The organism is Myxococcales bacterium, assembly GCA_016712525.1.
Lineage (GTDB): Bacteria > Myxococcota_A > Polyangia > Polyangiales > Polyangiaceae > JAAFHV01.
In genome coordinates this window covers 1,295,123-1,309,459 of record JADJQX010000008.1, presented here as the reverse complement: position 1 = coordinate 1,309,459, position 14,337 = coordinate 1,295,123, and the positions used below count along the sequence as shown (strand labels likewise).

Below are 14,337 nucleotides of genomic sequence, written 5' to 3'. Positions count from 1 at the left end.
GAGACTCCGGAGGCCGTGGCGATCACGGGGTGAGGGAAGAGACTCATGAGCATTCAGGCCGACGTCCGTCAGTTCATCGTCAAAAACTTCTACGTGGCGGATCCTGCCGGGCTCCCGGACGACGCCTCGCTCCTCGACAAGGGCGTCATCGACTCGACCGGCGTGCTCGAGGTCGTCGCGCACCTCGAGTCGACCTACGGCATCAAGGTGGACGACGCCGAGCTCCTCCCGGAGAACCTCGACTCGATCGCCCGCATCGCCGCGTTCGTCGAGAAGAAGAAGAAGGGCTGAGCCTCGGTCCCTTCGGGCCGACCACGACGGCGCTCCGCACCCGTGCGAGGCGCCGTTCGTCCTTTCGAAGGTCTCGTTCCGGTCTCGCGGGCGAGCACACGAAAGGCCGTGATACGGTAGAAACGATGTCCTCCGTCTCGTCTCGCGCTGCCCTCCTCTTCGCGCTCGCGTCGCTCTTCGCGTGCTCTGCCCAGGCCGACGATGCGCCCGTGGACACGGGTGGGGCGAGCTCGGAGGAGGCCATCAATGGGGGGAAGGTCGAGCGATCGTACCCCGCGGTCGGCATGCTTCGTTTCGCGTCCGGCAGCTTCGGGAGCGGCGCGCTCGTGGCCCCCGACGTCGTGCTGACCGCCGCGCACGTCGCCCTCGGCAAGCCCACGGCGTTCTTCTTCGGCACGGTGCCCGCGGGGAAGGAGCCCGTCCCCGCGAACCTCCGCTCGGTCGGCGTGAAAGAGTGGGTCGTGCACCCGTGTTACGAGAAACCCGATGGTCCGGGCTGCACCGGGAAGCTCGACGTCGCCGTGGTGCACCTCGCGACGCCCATCACGGACGTCGCGCCGATCCCTCGCTACACGGGGGACATCCGCCTCTTCTGGGGCCTCTACAACCCGTTCGTCGGGGACGTGTGCACGGCCGTGGGCTTCGGCGCCCACCTCACGCCGACGGCCCAGAACCCGAACGCCTACACCGCCGGCTCGCGCCGCTCGGCGAAGAGCCAAGTCGCCGACGTGACGACGAACGAGGTCGTCGTGAAATGGGTCACCGGTATCGCCACGAGCGGCGACTCGGGTGGGCCGCTCCTCTGCGACGGGAAAATCATCGGCACGGTGCGCGGCAGCGCCGACGCATCGAACGTGGGCGTCGAGCGCACCCGTGAGGGCTACACGCGCATCGACCGGGTCGCCGAGATGGTCGACGCGTACGTCGCGAAGTGGCGCTGAGGCGCGTTCGCTGCGGCCGCTCGATATTCGGGCTACCATTCACTACCCTTGGGTACGGAGGATGGTCATGAAGAGCTTTCGGCGTGGGTGGGGCGTGGCCCTCGGTGCGGTCATGGCGGCGGCGACGACGATCCACTGCGTGGGTGACGAGCCCGTGGGTGCGAGCGACGCAGGCCAAGGTAGTGACGGCACCGCCCCCGACACGTCCGTCGCTCCCGATGGTGCGCAGCCCGGAAACGACGCGGGGCTCGACGCGAGCACCGGGCCCCTCCTCGAGGACGCCGTGCAGATCTCGGCGGGCCGCGCGCACACGTGCGTCGTGACGGCGGGGCAGGACGTGCTCTGTTGGGGCGCGAACGGCGCGGGTCAGCTCGGCGTGCCCACGGCGCAGGTGGCGCGGAGCTCGTTCCCCGTGAAGGTCGAGCTCGGTGGCAAGGCCGTGCAGGTCGCCGCGGGCGGGAACCACACGTGCGCCATCCTCACCGACGGCCAGCTCCGGTGCTGGGGCAGCAACGAGCGCGGGCAGCTCGGTCGAGGCAGCCTCGTCGCGACGGGCACCGTGGGGCCCGTGTCGCCGCCGGCGAAGAACGCCTCGTTCTGGACGACCGCCGAGACCCTCACCGCTGGCGCGGCGTTCACCTGCGCGGGCATGAAGGGTGGCGATCTCGGTGGGCTCCCCGCGCGTCGCTTCTTCTGCTGGGGCGAGAACATCGCGCGGCAAGTCGGCACCGAGTCGACCAACGGTCAACCCGCGACCACGCCCATCCTCGTGACCCAGAACGGCACCGAGGCCGGGAGCCCGCAGGAGGGCTTCACGGTGGCCGCCGGCGACGACTTCGCCTGCTCCGGGTTCTACGGGGCGGCGGGCGCGGCCTTCTTCAGCGCCATCGCGTGCTGGGGCAGCCGCGTGAACGGGCAGATCGGCGCGCCTCCGCAGCCCGGTGGGTTCGACATCTCCATGCGCTTCCCGAGCACGGCGAGCGACGGCGGTCAGGCGCCCGTCTTCGGGCTCTTCAAGGATGGACTCGTCGCCGCGGGGGCCGGGCACGCGTGCATCCGGCTCGAACAGGCCGGCGTCACGCCGACGGGCCTTCGCTGCTGGGGCAACAACACGCGCGGGCAGACGGGCTCGGCTACCACGGGATACCGCCCCGCAGAAGGGGTCGCGGGCTTCGACGCCACGAACGTGACGGCCCTCTCGGCGGGCGGTCAGACGACGTGTGTCGTCACCCAGGGCCAAGTGCAGTGCGTGGGCGCCAACGACGTCGGTCAGCTCGGGCGCGGCGCGCTCGACACGAAGACGAACGGCGCGTTCGCGAACGTGGTCTCTCTGCCGCCCTCGGCCAGCGCGCTCGCCGTGGGGCGCGAGCACGTGTGCGCGGTGCTCGGCACGGCCGCGGGCCAGAAGGGCCAAGTGGCGTGCTGGGGACAGAACCAGAGCGGGCAGCTCGGCGACGGCCTCGACGTCGACGCGGGCTATCCTGGTGCGCCCCCGGAGCTCCTCCGTGTGCGCGCGGCTCCGGTTCGCGTTCGCGCGCCGAAGTGAGCTCCGGCGACGGCGATCGGGCGTGTCAGTACGGCTGCGCGCCCGGCCCGGGCTGGATCTCCCAGCGCTCCGTGAAGCCCCGCGCGCCCACGGTGATCTCGGTCGTCTTGTAGCCCGCGAGGAAGCTCCCGGTGTACCTCGTCGTGCGCGCCGCGCTCTCGGCGACGAAGTAGGTGACCGTGACGTCGGCGCGAGCGTCCTGCCCACGCAGCGTCGCTCCGAGCCACTCGCCGCCGAACGTGGAGGCCGCCCCGCCCACGTCGACGCGCTCGACCTTGACCTCCAAGGTCTCGAGCGCGGTGAGCACCGTCGCCCCTTGCCAGCTCGTCTCGAGGGGGGAGTAGAGGACGGGCATGGCGCCGCGCAGGACGATCGTGCGAACGTCTCCCGCCGTGCCCTTGAGCGCCACGGTGACGTCTCGCCGCGCGGTGCCCGGGCTCGTCGCTGCGGTGCGGGCCCATGTGCCGAGGGCGCTCTCGCCCTTCGCGCGCGGGGCCGAGAAGGTCACGTTGGCGTACGTCGGTGCGCCGGGTGCGAAGGTCGTCTCGACGGCGCCTCCCGAGCTCGTCACGCGGGGGGCGATGCGGATCTCGATCGGGCTCACCTTGGTGACGCCCGGGAGATCGCAGGTGACGGTCGTGTTCATGCCGGTCTGCGAGATCTCGGCCACGAGAGGTGCGGCTTCGCGGGCCGAGACCACGGTCGTACGGAAACGATCGGTTCCCACGGCCTGGCTCGCGTAGAGGAATTTGACGCCACCGCCCGAGACGGTCGCCGATGTCGTCTGCGTGGTGGTGCCGCGTGCGACTTGGACCGAGACGCTGTCGGAGCGGGTGGCGGCCGCGTGGGCGATCCAGGGCACACTGACGACGAGGCAGGCCGCGACGAGACGACGGGCGGTGAGCATGCCCGCTGCGGTCGCAAGCCCCGTGCCGCGGCCTGCGCCGACCTTTCCCCGAGCTCGTCCGTGTTCGGTCGCCGATCTTGCGCTCTCGCGCACGGCTTTCGTGATCGTGCGAAACCACGCCTCTCGCCGCGCGTAGCGGGGACATGACCTATCGCCTCGTCGCCCTCGGCTCCCTCGTCGCGCTCTCGGCCATCGTCAGCCTCGTCTCGGGGTGCTCGAGCGACGCCGAATCTCCCGCTCCGGGCACGAACCCCACACCGTCGGGCACGAGCCCCACGAGCCCCACGGCCACGGCGACGCCCACCACCTCACCCGCTGGCGACGCGTCCGCTCCCCCTCCCGCCACGGGCGGAGACGCGGAGACCCCTCCCACGGGAGACGCCGCAACCGTGAAAGCATGGCTCGAGAGCAAGGCCTACACCAAGTGGGCGTGCGAGCCCGCGCCGCACCCGGGGCGCGCGGGGACGGGCCACTCGGCGAACCGCATCTGTTCGAACGGGCTCTTGTCCCGCCACGGCGCGGGCGAGTACCCGGTGGGCGCTGCTTCGGTGAAGGAGCTCTTCGACGCGAACGGCACCCTCACGGGCTACGCGATGCTCCTCAAGACGAAGCCCGGCGGGGTGGAGTCGTTCTACTGGTACGAGAACATCGGCGCGAGCGTCATCGCGAACGGCCAAGGCGACTCGGGCAGCGCCAAATCGGTGTGCACGGGCTGCCACGACGGCGCTGGCAAGAACGGCCAGACCGGTCACGACGGCGTCTTCACGCAGGTGAAGTGAGGCGCGGCGATCGCGCGCCCCTCGCAGCCTCGCCGCCTTGCGCTCAGAGCGCGAGCGGCTGCCGCGAGCGCCTTGGGTAGGAAAGAGTCCGACGACTCGTCGTCGGACTCAGAGCGCGGTGCTGCCCGGGCCCGGCTGGAGCTCGACCGTCTCCACGTAGGTCCCGGCGGTGACGTCGAAACCTTCGCCGCGGTAGGCCGTGACGAAGCTGTTCGTGAACGTCACGGTGCGTACCACGGCGCCTCCCTCGAGCACCGACGCAGAGAGCTGGGCCGTCGGCGCTTGGCCGCGGAACGTCGCGTCGAGGAGAGACAGGCCGAACGTCTCGCCGGGCCCGAGCACCTCGACGCGCGCGGGGGCAACCTCGATGATCTCGCGGAAGGCCCCGAGATCGAAGTCGATGGCGGTGTAGGCGACCGGGAGCGCTTCCCGGAGCACGATCCTTCGCTGCGCCGGGGCCCCGATCGTGAGCGTCACGGTGCGCCGCGGGCCCTTCCCCGCGAGGGTCGCGCGCATCCACTCGGCCATCGACGTGTCGGCCTTACGGTGCACGAGCGTGAAGCGCACGGGCGCGAAGGTGACCTGGCCCGGTCGGAACGACTGCTCCGTCGGCGTGGAGGTCGGGATCTTCGTGACACGCACCTCGATGGGGCCGACCTTCTCGACGGCGGGAGAGAGATCGGTCGTGAAGGACTTCGTGGTGAAGGTGTTCTTCCACGCGACGGGCTGGATCTCGAATGCCGGGGGTCCCGAGGTCTTGAATTGGTTGGGCCCGACCGTCGCGCTGGTGGTCGACAGGATCTTCACCCCGCCGCCCGAGAAGCCCTTCGGCTCGGAGACCTCGGGGGTCGCACCGCTGCGCGTGAGCGTGAGGCGCGCCGTAGGCATCCCGACGAGGGCCGCGGTCGCCGCGGCAGGGACGGCGAGGAGAGCGAGGACGAGGGCGGCAGAGCGGAGCTTCATGCGCTCCCCTGACGCAACCGGCGTGCCGTGCGGAGCTGGCGCGCGCGTCGTGGGCGAGGGCCGTGCGTCTCGCCGCAGACGGTGCGCCTCGGAGAGCCGCTCCAGGTGTTCGGATGGCGCACGAGCCCGTGGAACACGCGCTGACCAGGGCCGCGCGTGTCAGTCGATGGGCTTGCCGTCTTTGTAGTGCGTCGTCTTCACGAGGAGGCCGCGTACGTACTTCTCGACGACGTAGTTCTTCTGGTTGTACTCGCGGTCGCCGCGCGACTCGGCGTCGAACCCCGAGCCCTCGTCGAACCAGTAGGTGAGGTCGCCGTCTTTGCGGCCCTCGAAGTAGGTGCCCTCGACGAGCGGGTGGTTGTGGAGCCAGTGCATGAAGCGACCGTGCCGCACGCCGTTTTTGTACTCGGTGAGGGTGCCCTCGTGCCCGTTGGGGAACCACACGCTCGACGGCCCGTGAGGGGTGCCCTTGTCGTTCACGCACTCGAGCACGTTGCCCTCGGGCGGGAGCTTGCCGCGCACCGTCGCGCCGTCGGGGCAGGGGGGCTTCTCTTCCCACCACTTGGGCTGGGGCGACTGCGGGCCCCACGAGCTCTCTTTCGGGAGGGTCGCGGCGCTCGCGACGGGGGCCTTCGGAGGCTCGGGGGGAGGCGCGCTCGCGCAGGCGGAGGCCACGGCGACGAGGGCGAGCGGGAGCGTGGAGCGCACGAGCGTCATGCGTGCCGGAGAGCATCGGGTGTGCCAGCGTGGGATTCGTCCTCGCCGTCGCCGAAGGCCACCTCGCCGTGCCGCAAGGCGTGCGGCTCCCCGCAAGCGACGCGGGGCTTCTCGTTCGTTTCGTCTTCTGCCACCCTTCGGCCGTGCCGCCGCGCTCTCTCACCCTCGCCTGCTTCGCCGCCCTCGGGGTCTCGGTGCTCGGTTGCCGGACGAAGGCGCGGTCGTGCGAGGTGGCCCTCGAGGGGCTCGCGACCCTCACGAGGGACGTCGACGCCGTGGTGGCGATCGAGCCGAAGAACCCGCGCCTCAGGAGCCCCGACGACGCGGCGCAGTTCGGGGTCGTCGCCGCGCGCCTCGAGGCCATCGCGCCGAAGGCGAACGAGCTCGCCGCGCGCGTCCAAGATCCGGGCGTCGCGAAGCGGGTGCGTGCCTATGGCGCCGCGGTCGAGGCGTGGTCGAGGGCGTCCCGCGCCGCGGAAAAGGCCTGCGCCGCGGGGACGAGCCAGGAGCTCTCGACGGCCATGGGCGAGGAGGCCCACCAGTCGGCCGAGATCACCCGCATCCTCGCCGACGTGAACCTCGCCTGCGACGCGCGCTGACGGCCGGCTTTGCCTGCCGCTTCGGGGCGATGGAGGTTGCGGTGAACACCGATCCTGGTAGGCGGTCGGCATGAAGGTCGCGTCGTTCCTCGTGCTTGGGCTGCTGCTCTCCACCGTCCCCGCGTGCAAAGGCTCCGACAACGCCCCCGCGGGCCAAGGCTCCGACGCGCAGGCCACTTCGGGCTCCGGGGCGGCGTCGGCCTCGGCGAAGGCCGCGAGCCCTGCCACGTCCGCTTCCGGCGCGGCGGCCGGGCCCGTGTTCGCGGGCAAGCTCACCCCCGCGATGGTCGGGGCGTACACGAGCCCGCCCGGGCTCTTCGGGATGACCGCCGACGCCGCCATCGCGGCCGTCTCGGCGAAGCTCGGCAAGCCGACGGCCCAGGACGAGGGGAAGGTCGCGTGGGCCGCCGCGGACGACACGACGTGCCGGTCGTTCTCGATCCGTCTCTCGGGGGCGTCGGTGACGAGCGCGTCGAGCGCGCCGGAGGTCAAGGCCGCCGCCTTCGGGGAGCAGTGGGGGAAGATCTGCCTCCTCGAAGCCGGGGTCTCGCCGAAGCGTCGTGAGTACACCGGCAAGACCATGACCGTGGCCGAGCTCGTCGCGAGCAAGCCGAGCGATCAGGCGGTCCGCGTCCGCGGCGTGCTGAGCAGGCCGCGCCCCGCCGAGTCGAGCGGGGCGTCGTTCCTGCTCACGGACGAGGCGTCGCCCACGGCGAGCCGGTCGTGCAACCTCGAGCTCGGCGCGGTGAGCCCCAAGGCGTTCGACGGCAAGACCGTCGTGGTCGAGTGCGCGAGCACCGCGTGCAACCACTGCTTCTTCGTAAAGTAGGCGAACGAAGGGGGCTCCGCCCGGGGCTCGCGCTTGGGTATGCTCGGTCTCATGCGACGAACGCGCGTGGCCATGCCCAAGGACCCTCGGCGACCTCGGACGGGGGGCGCCTCGTGAGCTCGCGCGCCACGATCGCGAAGCTCCTCGGGGAGGCCACGAAGCTCGCCAAGCCCGATCCCGAGGCGGCGCTCACGAAGCTCCACGAGGCGCTCTCGGTGGCGCGTGAGGCCGCGGTGGACGACGACACGTCGGTCGTGTGCGAGCACCTCGCGCGCGTGTACCTTCGGCGCTCGCGGGCGAAGGCGCTCCACTTCGCGCGGCTCGCGGCGCGGCTCGCTCCGGAAGAGAAGGCGGCGCACACGGCGCTCGGCAAGACGTGCGAGCTCTACGCGTCGAAGGTCGACACGGAGCGCGCGCCACGGCGGGCGCGTGCGCTGTTCGCGGCCGCCGCGAAGGCGTTCGCGAAGGCCGCGTCGCTCACGAAGGACGCCGAGGACAGGAATTTCTTGAAGGACCTCGCCGAGGGCGCGCGGGCCGCGGCGAAGGCGCTGGGGTAGGGGGCGTCACCGTGGTTTCAGCGACTTAGCGCCAACGTCGGTCGGCTCTCGCGCGCCGCGCCCACCTGCCCGCCCACACCCCGCGAACGCCCTTCTCGAAAACCCCTGTCGCGAGCGGGCTCTCCGCCTATTCTCCTACGATGCGTCGATCGTGCGTGCCCAACGCGCCCACCGCGCGGGCGTCCTCTCGCAAGCCGTGGATGGCCCTGGCCCTCGTCCTGGGAGGAGCCGCGCTCGCCGCGTGTGTCGGCGACGAGCCGGTCCGGGCCGAAGACGCAGGGGCTCCCCCCGCGACCGCGGACGCCGCGCCCGCCGACGCAGGTCTCGCGGTGGACGCCGCGCCCGCCGACGCAGGTCTCGCCGTGGACGCCGCGCCTCCATCGGACGCGGCCGTCGCCCCGTTCCGCGTGTTCGTCTCGAGCATGACCTACGACGGCGCGCCGGGGATGGGCGGGCGCGGGGCGATGGACAGCCAGTGCACGGGGCTCGGTGGGAGCCTGCTCGGATCGCGCCGATGGCTCGCCTACGTGGCCGACCCCGCCTCCGAGACCCACCCCGCCGACCGACTCCAAGACGTGCCGGGGGGCTGGTTCCTCGCGAACGAGGTGGCGCTCGTGGTCGCGAGCAAGGCGCTCCTTCGCACGGGGGCCATCCTGCGCCCGATCACGATGACCGAGACGAAGTCGCAGCTCCCGATGACGGCGCAGGACTTCGTGTGGACGGGCATGAACGGGAACATCGCCTCGGGCCAGCACTGCGGGAGGTGGCAAAACGGGACGTTCAACCTCCAGGGCCGTGTGGGCCTCGCGCAGCGCGGGAACGCCGAGTGGCAGAGCGCGGGCGAGGACACCTGCAACCAGAAGCGCCGCATCTACTGCTTCGAGCAGCCCTGACCCGGGCGCGCGCATTGGCGCGGTCGCGAGCTTCGACAGACGCGTTGGCCACGACCACGCCCTCCGCGACCGCGAAGGAGAGCCCTGCGATCGCGGGGGAGAGGCCTCCGATCGCGAGGGAAGGCTGCCCGATCGGGGGGGAAGGCACGTCCGATCGGGGGGGAAGGCACGTCCGATCGGGGGGGAAGGCATGTCCGATCGGGGGGGAAGGCATGTCCGATCGGGGGGGAAGGCATGTCCGATCGCAACTTCGCCCCCATCGACACGATCGGCGTGGCACCGAGCGGGTTCGGGCCGGGCAACCGCATGGTCGGATGTACGAAGGCCACGCACGGGCCATGCGGTCCAAAGGGCGTGGCCATCGTGAGGAGCTAGCCGCTTGAGATCGAGGCGCGAGCTCAGCCCTCGGCCGAGCTCGGCGTACTCTTCCTCGCGGCGCGGGTTGCCTTGGCCTTGGCAACGGCGCGGCGGACGCGGTTGTATGTGCTCGCGTAGCTCTTGGCGCGCTTCGCGTCGTTGCGGAAGTGGAACCGGCCCGCCCGGCGGATCTTGTTCGCGACGGCCCACAGGGCGTTCGCCGCGCGGTCGCGGAGGGTCACGTCGGGGGAAGCGCCCTTTGCGCCGCGCCTCGTGGCGACGAGGTCTTCGAGGCGCTTGCCCACGTCGGTGAGCTCGGCTGCCAAGGCGACCGGATCTTCGCCGATGGCGGCGATGGCGCGCTTCTCTTCGATGAGAAAGGTCGCCGTGTCGGTCGTGTCGGCGACGAGGTCGTCGATTCCCTCCCCCTCGCGAATGCCGTCGATGCGCTCGGCGGCTTTCTCTCCCTCGGGCGTGGCCTCCTCGGGCACGAGAGCGAACGTGAGGATCGCGAGCGCTTCGCTGCGGAGGTCCTTGGCGCGCTCCTCGAGGGCGATCTCTTCGGCCGAGCGGCTCTTCGACGACTCGATGCGCACCTTCGCGTCGTAGAAGCGCGTGAGCTCGATGGACTCCTTGAGCTGGGTGAGATCGGCCTTGGTGATGCCTCGGCTCGAGAGCGCGTCGAAGTCGGCTTTGGCGGCCTTGAGGAGCGCAGCGCACTCGGCGCGCATGGCCTTCGTCGGGATGGCGGGTGGCGTCGCCATGGCCGACGAGGTCGCAGCCTTCGTCGCCGCCGACACCTTCGGCTCCACCAGCGTGACCGTGCTGCCCTCGAGCAAGAGCCCGAGATCCTCCACGACACGCCGCGTGGCCTTCGGGAGCTTCTTCGGCTTCGGGGCCTTCGGGGGCTTGGCTTTCTTCGCCTTGGTGGCGGCCTTGGGTTTCGTGGCGGCCTTGGGCTTCGTGGCGGCCTTCGTGCCGGCCTTCTTCGATTTGGCGGGGGCCTTTTTCGTGGCGGTCGTCGTCGCGGTCTTCTTCGTCTTCTTGGCAGCCATGGGACCCCTCCGGGGAAGTGCGCGGTCACGCGCGCCGAGGAGGGTACCAGTGAAGTCGCGCGTGGGAAGGGGCTCGTGGGGGAGCGGCGATGGGCGATGTGCGTGAAGTCCGTCTGCGCCTGGGAGCTTGGGGCGCGGGCGAGAGGGGAGAGGGGAGAGCGGGGAGAGGCGGGCACGGGCACGGGCACGGGCACGGGCACGGGGGAGAGGGGAGCGGGGAGAGGCGGGCACGGGCACGGGCACGGGCACGGGGGAGAGGGGGAGAGGCGGGCACGGGCACGGGCGAGCGGGGAGCGGGGAGCGGGGAGAGAGAGCCGGAGAGCTTCACGCCTCGCGTGGTGACTCGGCTCTCACCGCCGAGGCGCACTGCCGCAGCGACGCCAGATGCGCGACGAGCGCGACCGGCACGAGCAACGCCGGCAGCAGCACGAACGGCGCCTCGGCTACCACCGTGTTCGACACCCCCGGCCAGTCGAGGTGGAGCGGACCGGGCATCGTCGTGAGCGCCATGCCCACGATGTTCGCGAGCAGCCCGAGACCCATCACGTTCCACGCCGCGAGCCCGCGCGCGCCGAGCCTCCCGGTGTGCACGAGGTAGGCGACGACGGGCGCCGTGAGGCCCACGAGGATGTCGAGGTTCCGACCCTCGAACGTGAGGTGCACCGGGAAGCGGCCCTCGCGGTAGAGACCGTGCAAGAAGAGCTCGATGGGGACTCGCATGGCCTGCACCAGCACCGGGAACGTGAGCGGCGCCGCGCGGAGCATCGCGCCCACGACGGGCCGGCTCGTGCCGAACGCGAAGAGCCCCATGCTGCCCGCGAGCACGAGCATCATGGGAGGAGGCTTCGCGTCGAACCTCGCGAGCACCCCCGCCGCGGCGAGAGCGAGCACCACCGCGAGCCACCCCGCGAGCACGAGCGGCACACGCACCGTCACGGCGCGCCGCTCGGCCTCGGGGAGCTCGGCGAGGCGGGCGGCCTCGTGGGCTCCCCTCGTGAGCAGGAAGATTTCTGTGACGGCGAGCGCGACGACGACGGCGGCGAGGGTGTTCATGGCCGCCCCATTGCGCGCGCCATGCCACGCGCGACGCCGAGAAAACAGGGCTCCGCGCCTCCCGCCGCTGCCTCGTCGTCCGTGCACCTGTAAGGGAATCCGTACAGCCGCCGAGCGGCGTGGGTCGGAGATCCGCCCGTCGCCGAAGTGCGGTACTCCAAGACTCATGCACGACACGCGCGCCGAGCTCGGCGAAGCCCGACACGAGGGCGTCTCGGCCCACGCGGGCACCGAGCGGCTCCGCCTCGCCGCGACGGCCTTCCTCCGCACACGTCCCCTCGTGCTCGGCCCGTTCTTCGCCGTGACGGCCGCGGTGCTCGCGCTCTCGGGTGTCCCGAAGGAGCGCCTCGCGCCCCTCGGCGTCGGCGCGTCGCTTCTCTTGGGCGTCTTCTTCGTGGAGCGCGCGCGCGCCGCCAAGGGCCCCGTCACGCCCGCGGACCTCGCGCGGTCGCTCGCGCTCACCGTGCTCGGCATCGGGGGCGCCATGAGCCTCACGGGCGGCATCGTGAGCCCACTCGTCCCCATGCTGTTCGCGCCGCTCGGCATCGGGTTCGCCGCGTTCGGGCCCTCGCGCGAGGAGCGCCGGCTGCTCGTGATGCTCGCGCTCGTCGTGCTCTCCTCGGCGCTCGTGACGGCGTTCGTCCCCGACCTCGCGCTGCCCAGGCATGCGGCCGCGCCGGTGCTCGGGCTCGCCGTGGCGGCGTCGGCCCTCTTGCTCCGCGTCGGCGTCTCGGGGCTCACGGGCGCGCACGTCCGCGCCGTCCACGACCGAGACGCCGCGATGTCCGCCCTGGCCGCCGCGAGCGCCGCGCGCACGAAGGAGCTCGAGCTCGTAGGCTCGCGCCTCGCTCACGAGGTGAAGAACCCGCTCACCGCCGTGCGCGCCCTCGCCGAGGGCATGGCCGAGCGCGCCCGCGCGAGAGGGCAGGGTACCTCGCGCGACGCCGAGCGCCTCGAGGTCGTGCTCGCCGAGGTCTCGCGCATCCAAGAGATCGTCGAAGGGTACGCCGCGCTCGCGCGCCCGCTCGAGTCCGTCGACGCGCGCCCGTGCGACCTCGGCGCGGTGCTCACGGCGGTCGTCGCGACGCTCGAGGGCCGCGCGACGCGCGCCGGAGCGACCGTGGGCCTCACCCTCCCCGACGAGGCCTCGCGCACCTTCACGGTCGACCCGCGGCGCGTGCACGAGGCCGCGCAGAACCTCGTGCAGAACGCGATCGAGGCCTCTCCGCGCGGCGCCCACGTCGAGGTCACGCTCACGCATGGGCCCGAGCCCGTCGTCACCGTGTGCGACCGTGGGCACGGCGTCGCCTCCGAGATCCGCGCGCACCTCGGCGATCCGTTCGTGACGAACAAAACGGGCGGCACGGGGCTCGGGCTCGCGCACGCGCGACGTGTCGCCGAGCTCCACGGAGGCACCCTGGAGGTCCTCCCGCGCGAGGGCGGCGGGACACGGGCCGTGCTGCGCCTGGGGCCGGGCGTGACGAAGGGAGAGTCGTGATGCCCAAGGTGCTCGTGGTCGAGGACGACGCGGCGGTGCGCTTCGCGCTGGAGGACGCCCTCGAGCCCATGGGGATCCACGTGGTCGCGCGCGCCTCGTTCGACGAGGCCAACGAGGATCTCTCCGGCGCCGATCTCGTGCTCACCGATCTGGTGATGCCCGGGGTCGACGGGTTCGGCGTGCTCGCCGCGTCACGCGCCGACGATCCCGAGCGCCCCGTGGTGATGCTCACGGCGCAGGGCAGCGAGGCCACCGCGGTGCGCGCGTGGCGCGAGGGCGCGTACGGCTACGTGCGCAAGCCCTTCGCCGTCGAGGAGCTCAGGCTCGTCGTGACGCGCGCCCTCGAGGCCCGCGCCCTCCGCGCCCAGGCCTTCACGAGCCGCGTCGAGCGGGTCTCCGGCAAGCGCATCGTGGGCGAGTCCCCGGCGCTCCTCCGGGCCCTCGGCGACGCGAAGCGCATCGGCGCGCGCGACGTGACGGTGCTCCTCCGCGGCGAGACCGGCACGGGCAAGGAGCTCTTCGCCTCGGTGCTGCACGCGGCCTCCCCTCGTCGCGACGGGCCGTGCGTGCGCCTCAACGCGGCGGCGCTCACCGAGTCGCTCGTCGAGTCGGAGCTCTTCGGGCACGAGAAGGGCGCGTTCACGGGGGCCACGTCGGCGCGGGTCGGCCACGTGCAGCGCGCGCACGGAGGCACCCTCGTGCTCGACGAGATCGCCGAGCTCACCCCGGGCACACAAGCGAAGCTCCTCCGCGTGCTCCAAGAGCGCGAGGTGCTGCCCCTCGGCGCGCAGCGGCCCGTGCCGGTCGACATGCGCCTCGTCGCGTCGACCCACGAGGACCTCCGGAGGCGCGTCGCCGAGGGGCGCTTCCGCGAGGACCTCTACTTCCGCGTCGCGGTCGTCGAGATCGTCGTGCCGCCCCTCCGCGAGCGCCGCGAGGACGTGCCGCTCCTCGTCGAGACGTTCCGCGCGCGGTACGCCGAGCGCTTCGACCTCGGCGCCGTGCGCTTCACGGAGGGGCTCGTCGCCGCCCTCGCACGCCGCGACTACCCGGGCAACGTGCGCGAGCTCGAGAACCTCTGCGCGTCCCTGCTCGCCCGCGCCGAGCCCGACACGGAGCTCGACGAGACAGCGCTCGCGCGGATCACCGGCCCCTCGGCGCCTTCGGAGTCGTCCGCACCGGGCGGAGGTCCGCTCCGCGAGCAGGTCGCGGCGTTCGAGGCCGAGGCCATCCGTCGCGCCCTCGCCGAGACGGGTGGGAACCAGAGCGCCGCCGCCCGCCTCCTCGCGGTCTCTCGCATGACCCTGCTCGAGAAGATGAAGCGCTACGGGATCCCGCCGCGAGGCTGAGCG

General features: G+C 72.1%; 15 protein-coding genes. 10 read left to right on the top strand and 5 right to left on the bottom strand.

Annotated features, from left to right (window positions below):
* Positions 1–45 precede the first annotated feature (45 nt).
* The 3 genes from IPK71_35100 to IPK71_35090 all read left to right on the top strand — a co-directional run bounded on the left by IPK71_35100 (position 46) and on the right by IPK71_35090 (position 2,778).
* Positions 46–291, top strand: a complete 246-nt coding sequence (locus tag IPK71_35100; protein ID MBK8218988.1) for an acyl carrier protein — start codon at positions 46–48, stop codon at positions 289–291.
* Positions 292–416: 125 nt separating this feature from the next.
* Positions 417–1,232 (top strand): trypsin-like serine protease, encoded by an 816-nt coding sequence (locus IPK71_35095; protein ID MBK8218987.1) that lies wholly within the window; start codon positions 417–419, stop codon positions 1,230–1,232.
* Positions 1,233–1,299: 67 nt separating this feature from the next.
* Positions 1,300–2,778, top strand: coding sequence for a hypothetical protein (locus IPK71_35090; GenBank protein MBK8218986.1), 1,479 nt, complete (start codon positions 1,300–1,302; stop codon positions 2,776–2,778).
* 25 nt (positions 2,779–2,803) lie between these two features.
* Here the strand turns inward: IPK71_35090 and IPK71_35085 are convergent, their stop codons facing one another.
* Positions 2,804–3,685, bottom strand: coding sequence for a hypothetical protein (locus tag IPK71_35085; protein ID MBK8218985.1), 882 nt, complete (start codon positions 3,683–3,685; stop codon positions 2,804–2,806).
* A gap of 143 nt (positions 3,686–3,828) precedes the next feature.
* Here IPK71_35085 and IPK71_35080 point away from each other — a divergent pair, with 143 nt between their 5' ends.
* Positions 3,829–4,464 carry a hypothetical protein gene (locus IPK71_35080; protein ID MBK8218984.1) on the top strand — a complete coding sequence of 212 codons (636 nt, stop codon included), beginning with the start codon at positions 3,829–3,831 and terminating at the stop codon, positions 4,462–4,464.
* A 108-nt stretch (positions 4,465–4,572) separates the two neighbouring features.
* Here the strand turns inward: IPK71_35080 and IPK71_35075 are convergent, their stop codons facing one another.
* Together IPK71_35075 and IPK71_35070 are read right to left on the bottom strand one after the other, a co-directional pair.
* Positions 4,573–5,427 carry a hypothetical protein gene (locus tag IPK71_35075; GenBank protein ID MBK8218983.1) on the bottom strand — a complete coding sequence of 285 codons (855 nt, stop codon included), beginning with the start codon at positions 5,425–5,427 and terminating at the stop codon, positions 4,573–4,575.
* Between the two features lie 159 nt (positions 5,428–5,586).
* Positions 5,587–6,144, bottom strand: a complete 558-nt coding sequence (locus IPK71_35070; GenBank protein MBK8218982.1) for a hypothetical protein — start codon at positions 6,142–6,144, stop codon at positions 5,587–5,589.
* A 29-nt stretch (positions 6,145–6,173) separates the two neighbouring features.
* On the opposite strand from IPK71_35070, the gene IPK71_35065 reads away from it, so the two are divergent.
* From IPK71_35065 to IPK71_35050, 4 genes are all read left to right on the top strand, one after another.
* Entirely contained in the window at positions 6,174–6,743 is a 570-nt protein-coding gene (locus IPK71_35065) for a hypothetical protein (protein ID MBK8218981.1), read from the top strand.
* Between the two features lie 70 nt (positions 6,744–6,813).
* On the top strand, positions 6,814–7,572 hold the full coding sequence (locus IPK71_35060; protein MBK8218980.1) for a hypothetical protein: 759 nt from the start codon (positions 6,814–6,816) through the stop codon (positions 7,570–7,572).
* Between the two features lie 113 nt (positions 7,573–7,685).
* Complete coding sequence (locus IPK71_35055) at positions 7,686–8,129, top strand: hypothetical protein (protein ID MBK8218979.1); 444 nt, start codon at positions 7,686–7,688, stop codon at positions 8,127–8,129.
* 140 nt (positions 8,130–8,269) lie between these two features.
* Positions 8,270–9,022, top strand: a complete 753-nt coding sequence (locus IPK71_35050; protein ID MBK8218978.1) for a hypothetical protein — start codon at positions 8,270–8,272, stop codon at positions 9,020–9,022.
* Between the two features lie 398 nt (positions 9,023–9,420).
* Here IPK71_35050 and IPK71_35045 read toward each other — a convergent pair whose 3' ends face one another.
* Together IPK71_35045 and IPK71_35040 are read right to left on the bottom strand one after the other, a co-directional pair.
* Positions 9,421–10,434, bottom strand: a complete 1,014-nt coding sequence (locus tag IPK71_35045; GenBank protein MBK8218977.1) for a hypothetical protein — start codon at positions 10,432–10,434, stop codon at positions 9,421–9,423.
* Between the two features lie 324 nt (positions 10,435–10,758).
* Positions 10,759–11,487, bottom strand: coding sequence for a hypothetical protein (locus IPK71_35040; GenBank protein MBK8218976.1), 729 nt, complete (start codon positions 11,485–11,487; stop codon positions 10,759–10,761).
* A 166-nt stretch (positions 11,488–11,653) separates the two neighbouring features.
* On the opposite strand from IPK71_35040, the gene IPK71_35035 reads away from it, so the two are divergent.
* Both IPK71_35035 and IPK71_35030 read left to right on the top strand, forming a co-directional pair.
* Positions 11,654–12,985: a HAMP domain-containing histidine kinase gene (locus IPK71_35035; GenBank protein ID MBK8218975.1), complete on the top strand. Its 1,332-nt coding sequence runs from the start codon at positions 11,654–11,656 to the stop codon at positions 12,983–12,985.
* The gene (locus IPK71_35030) at positions 12,985–14,334 is read left to right on the top strand and encodes a sigma-54-dependent Fis family transcriptional regulator (GenBank protein ID MBK8218974.1); all 1,350 of its coding nucleotides are present in this window, start codon (positions 12,985–12,987) and stop codon (positions 14,332–14,334) included. Before IPK71_35035 ends, IPK71_35030 begins: the two co-directional genes overlap by 1 nt.
* Positions 14,335–14,337: the final 3 nt, after the last annotated feature.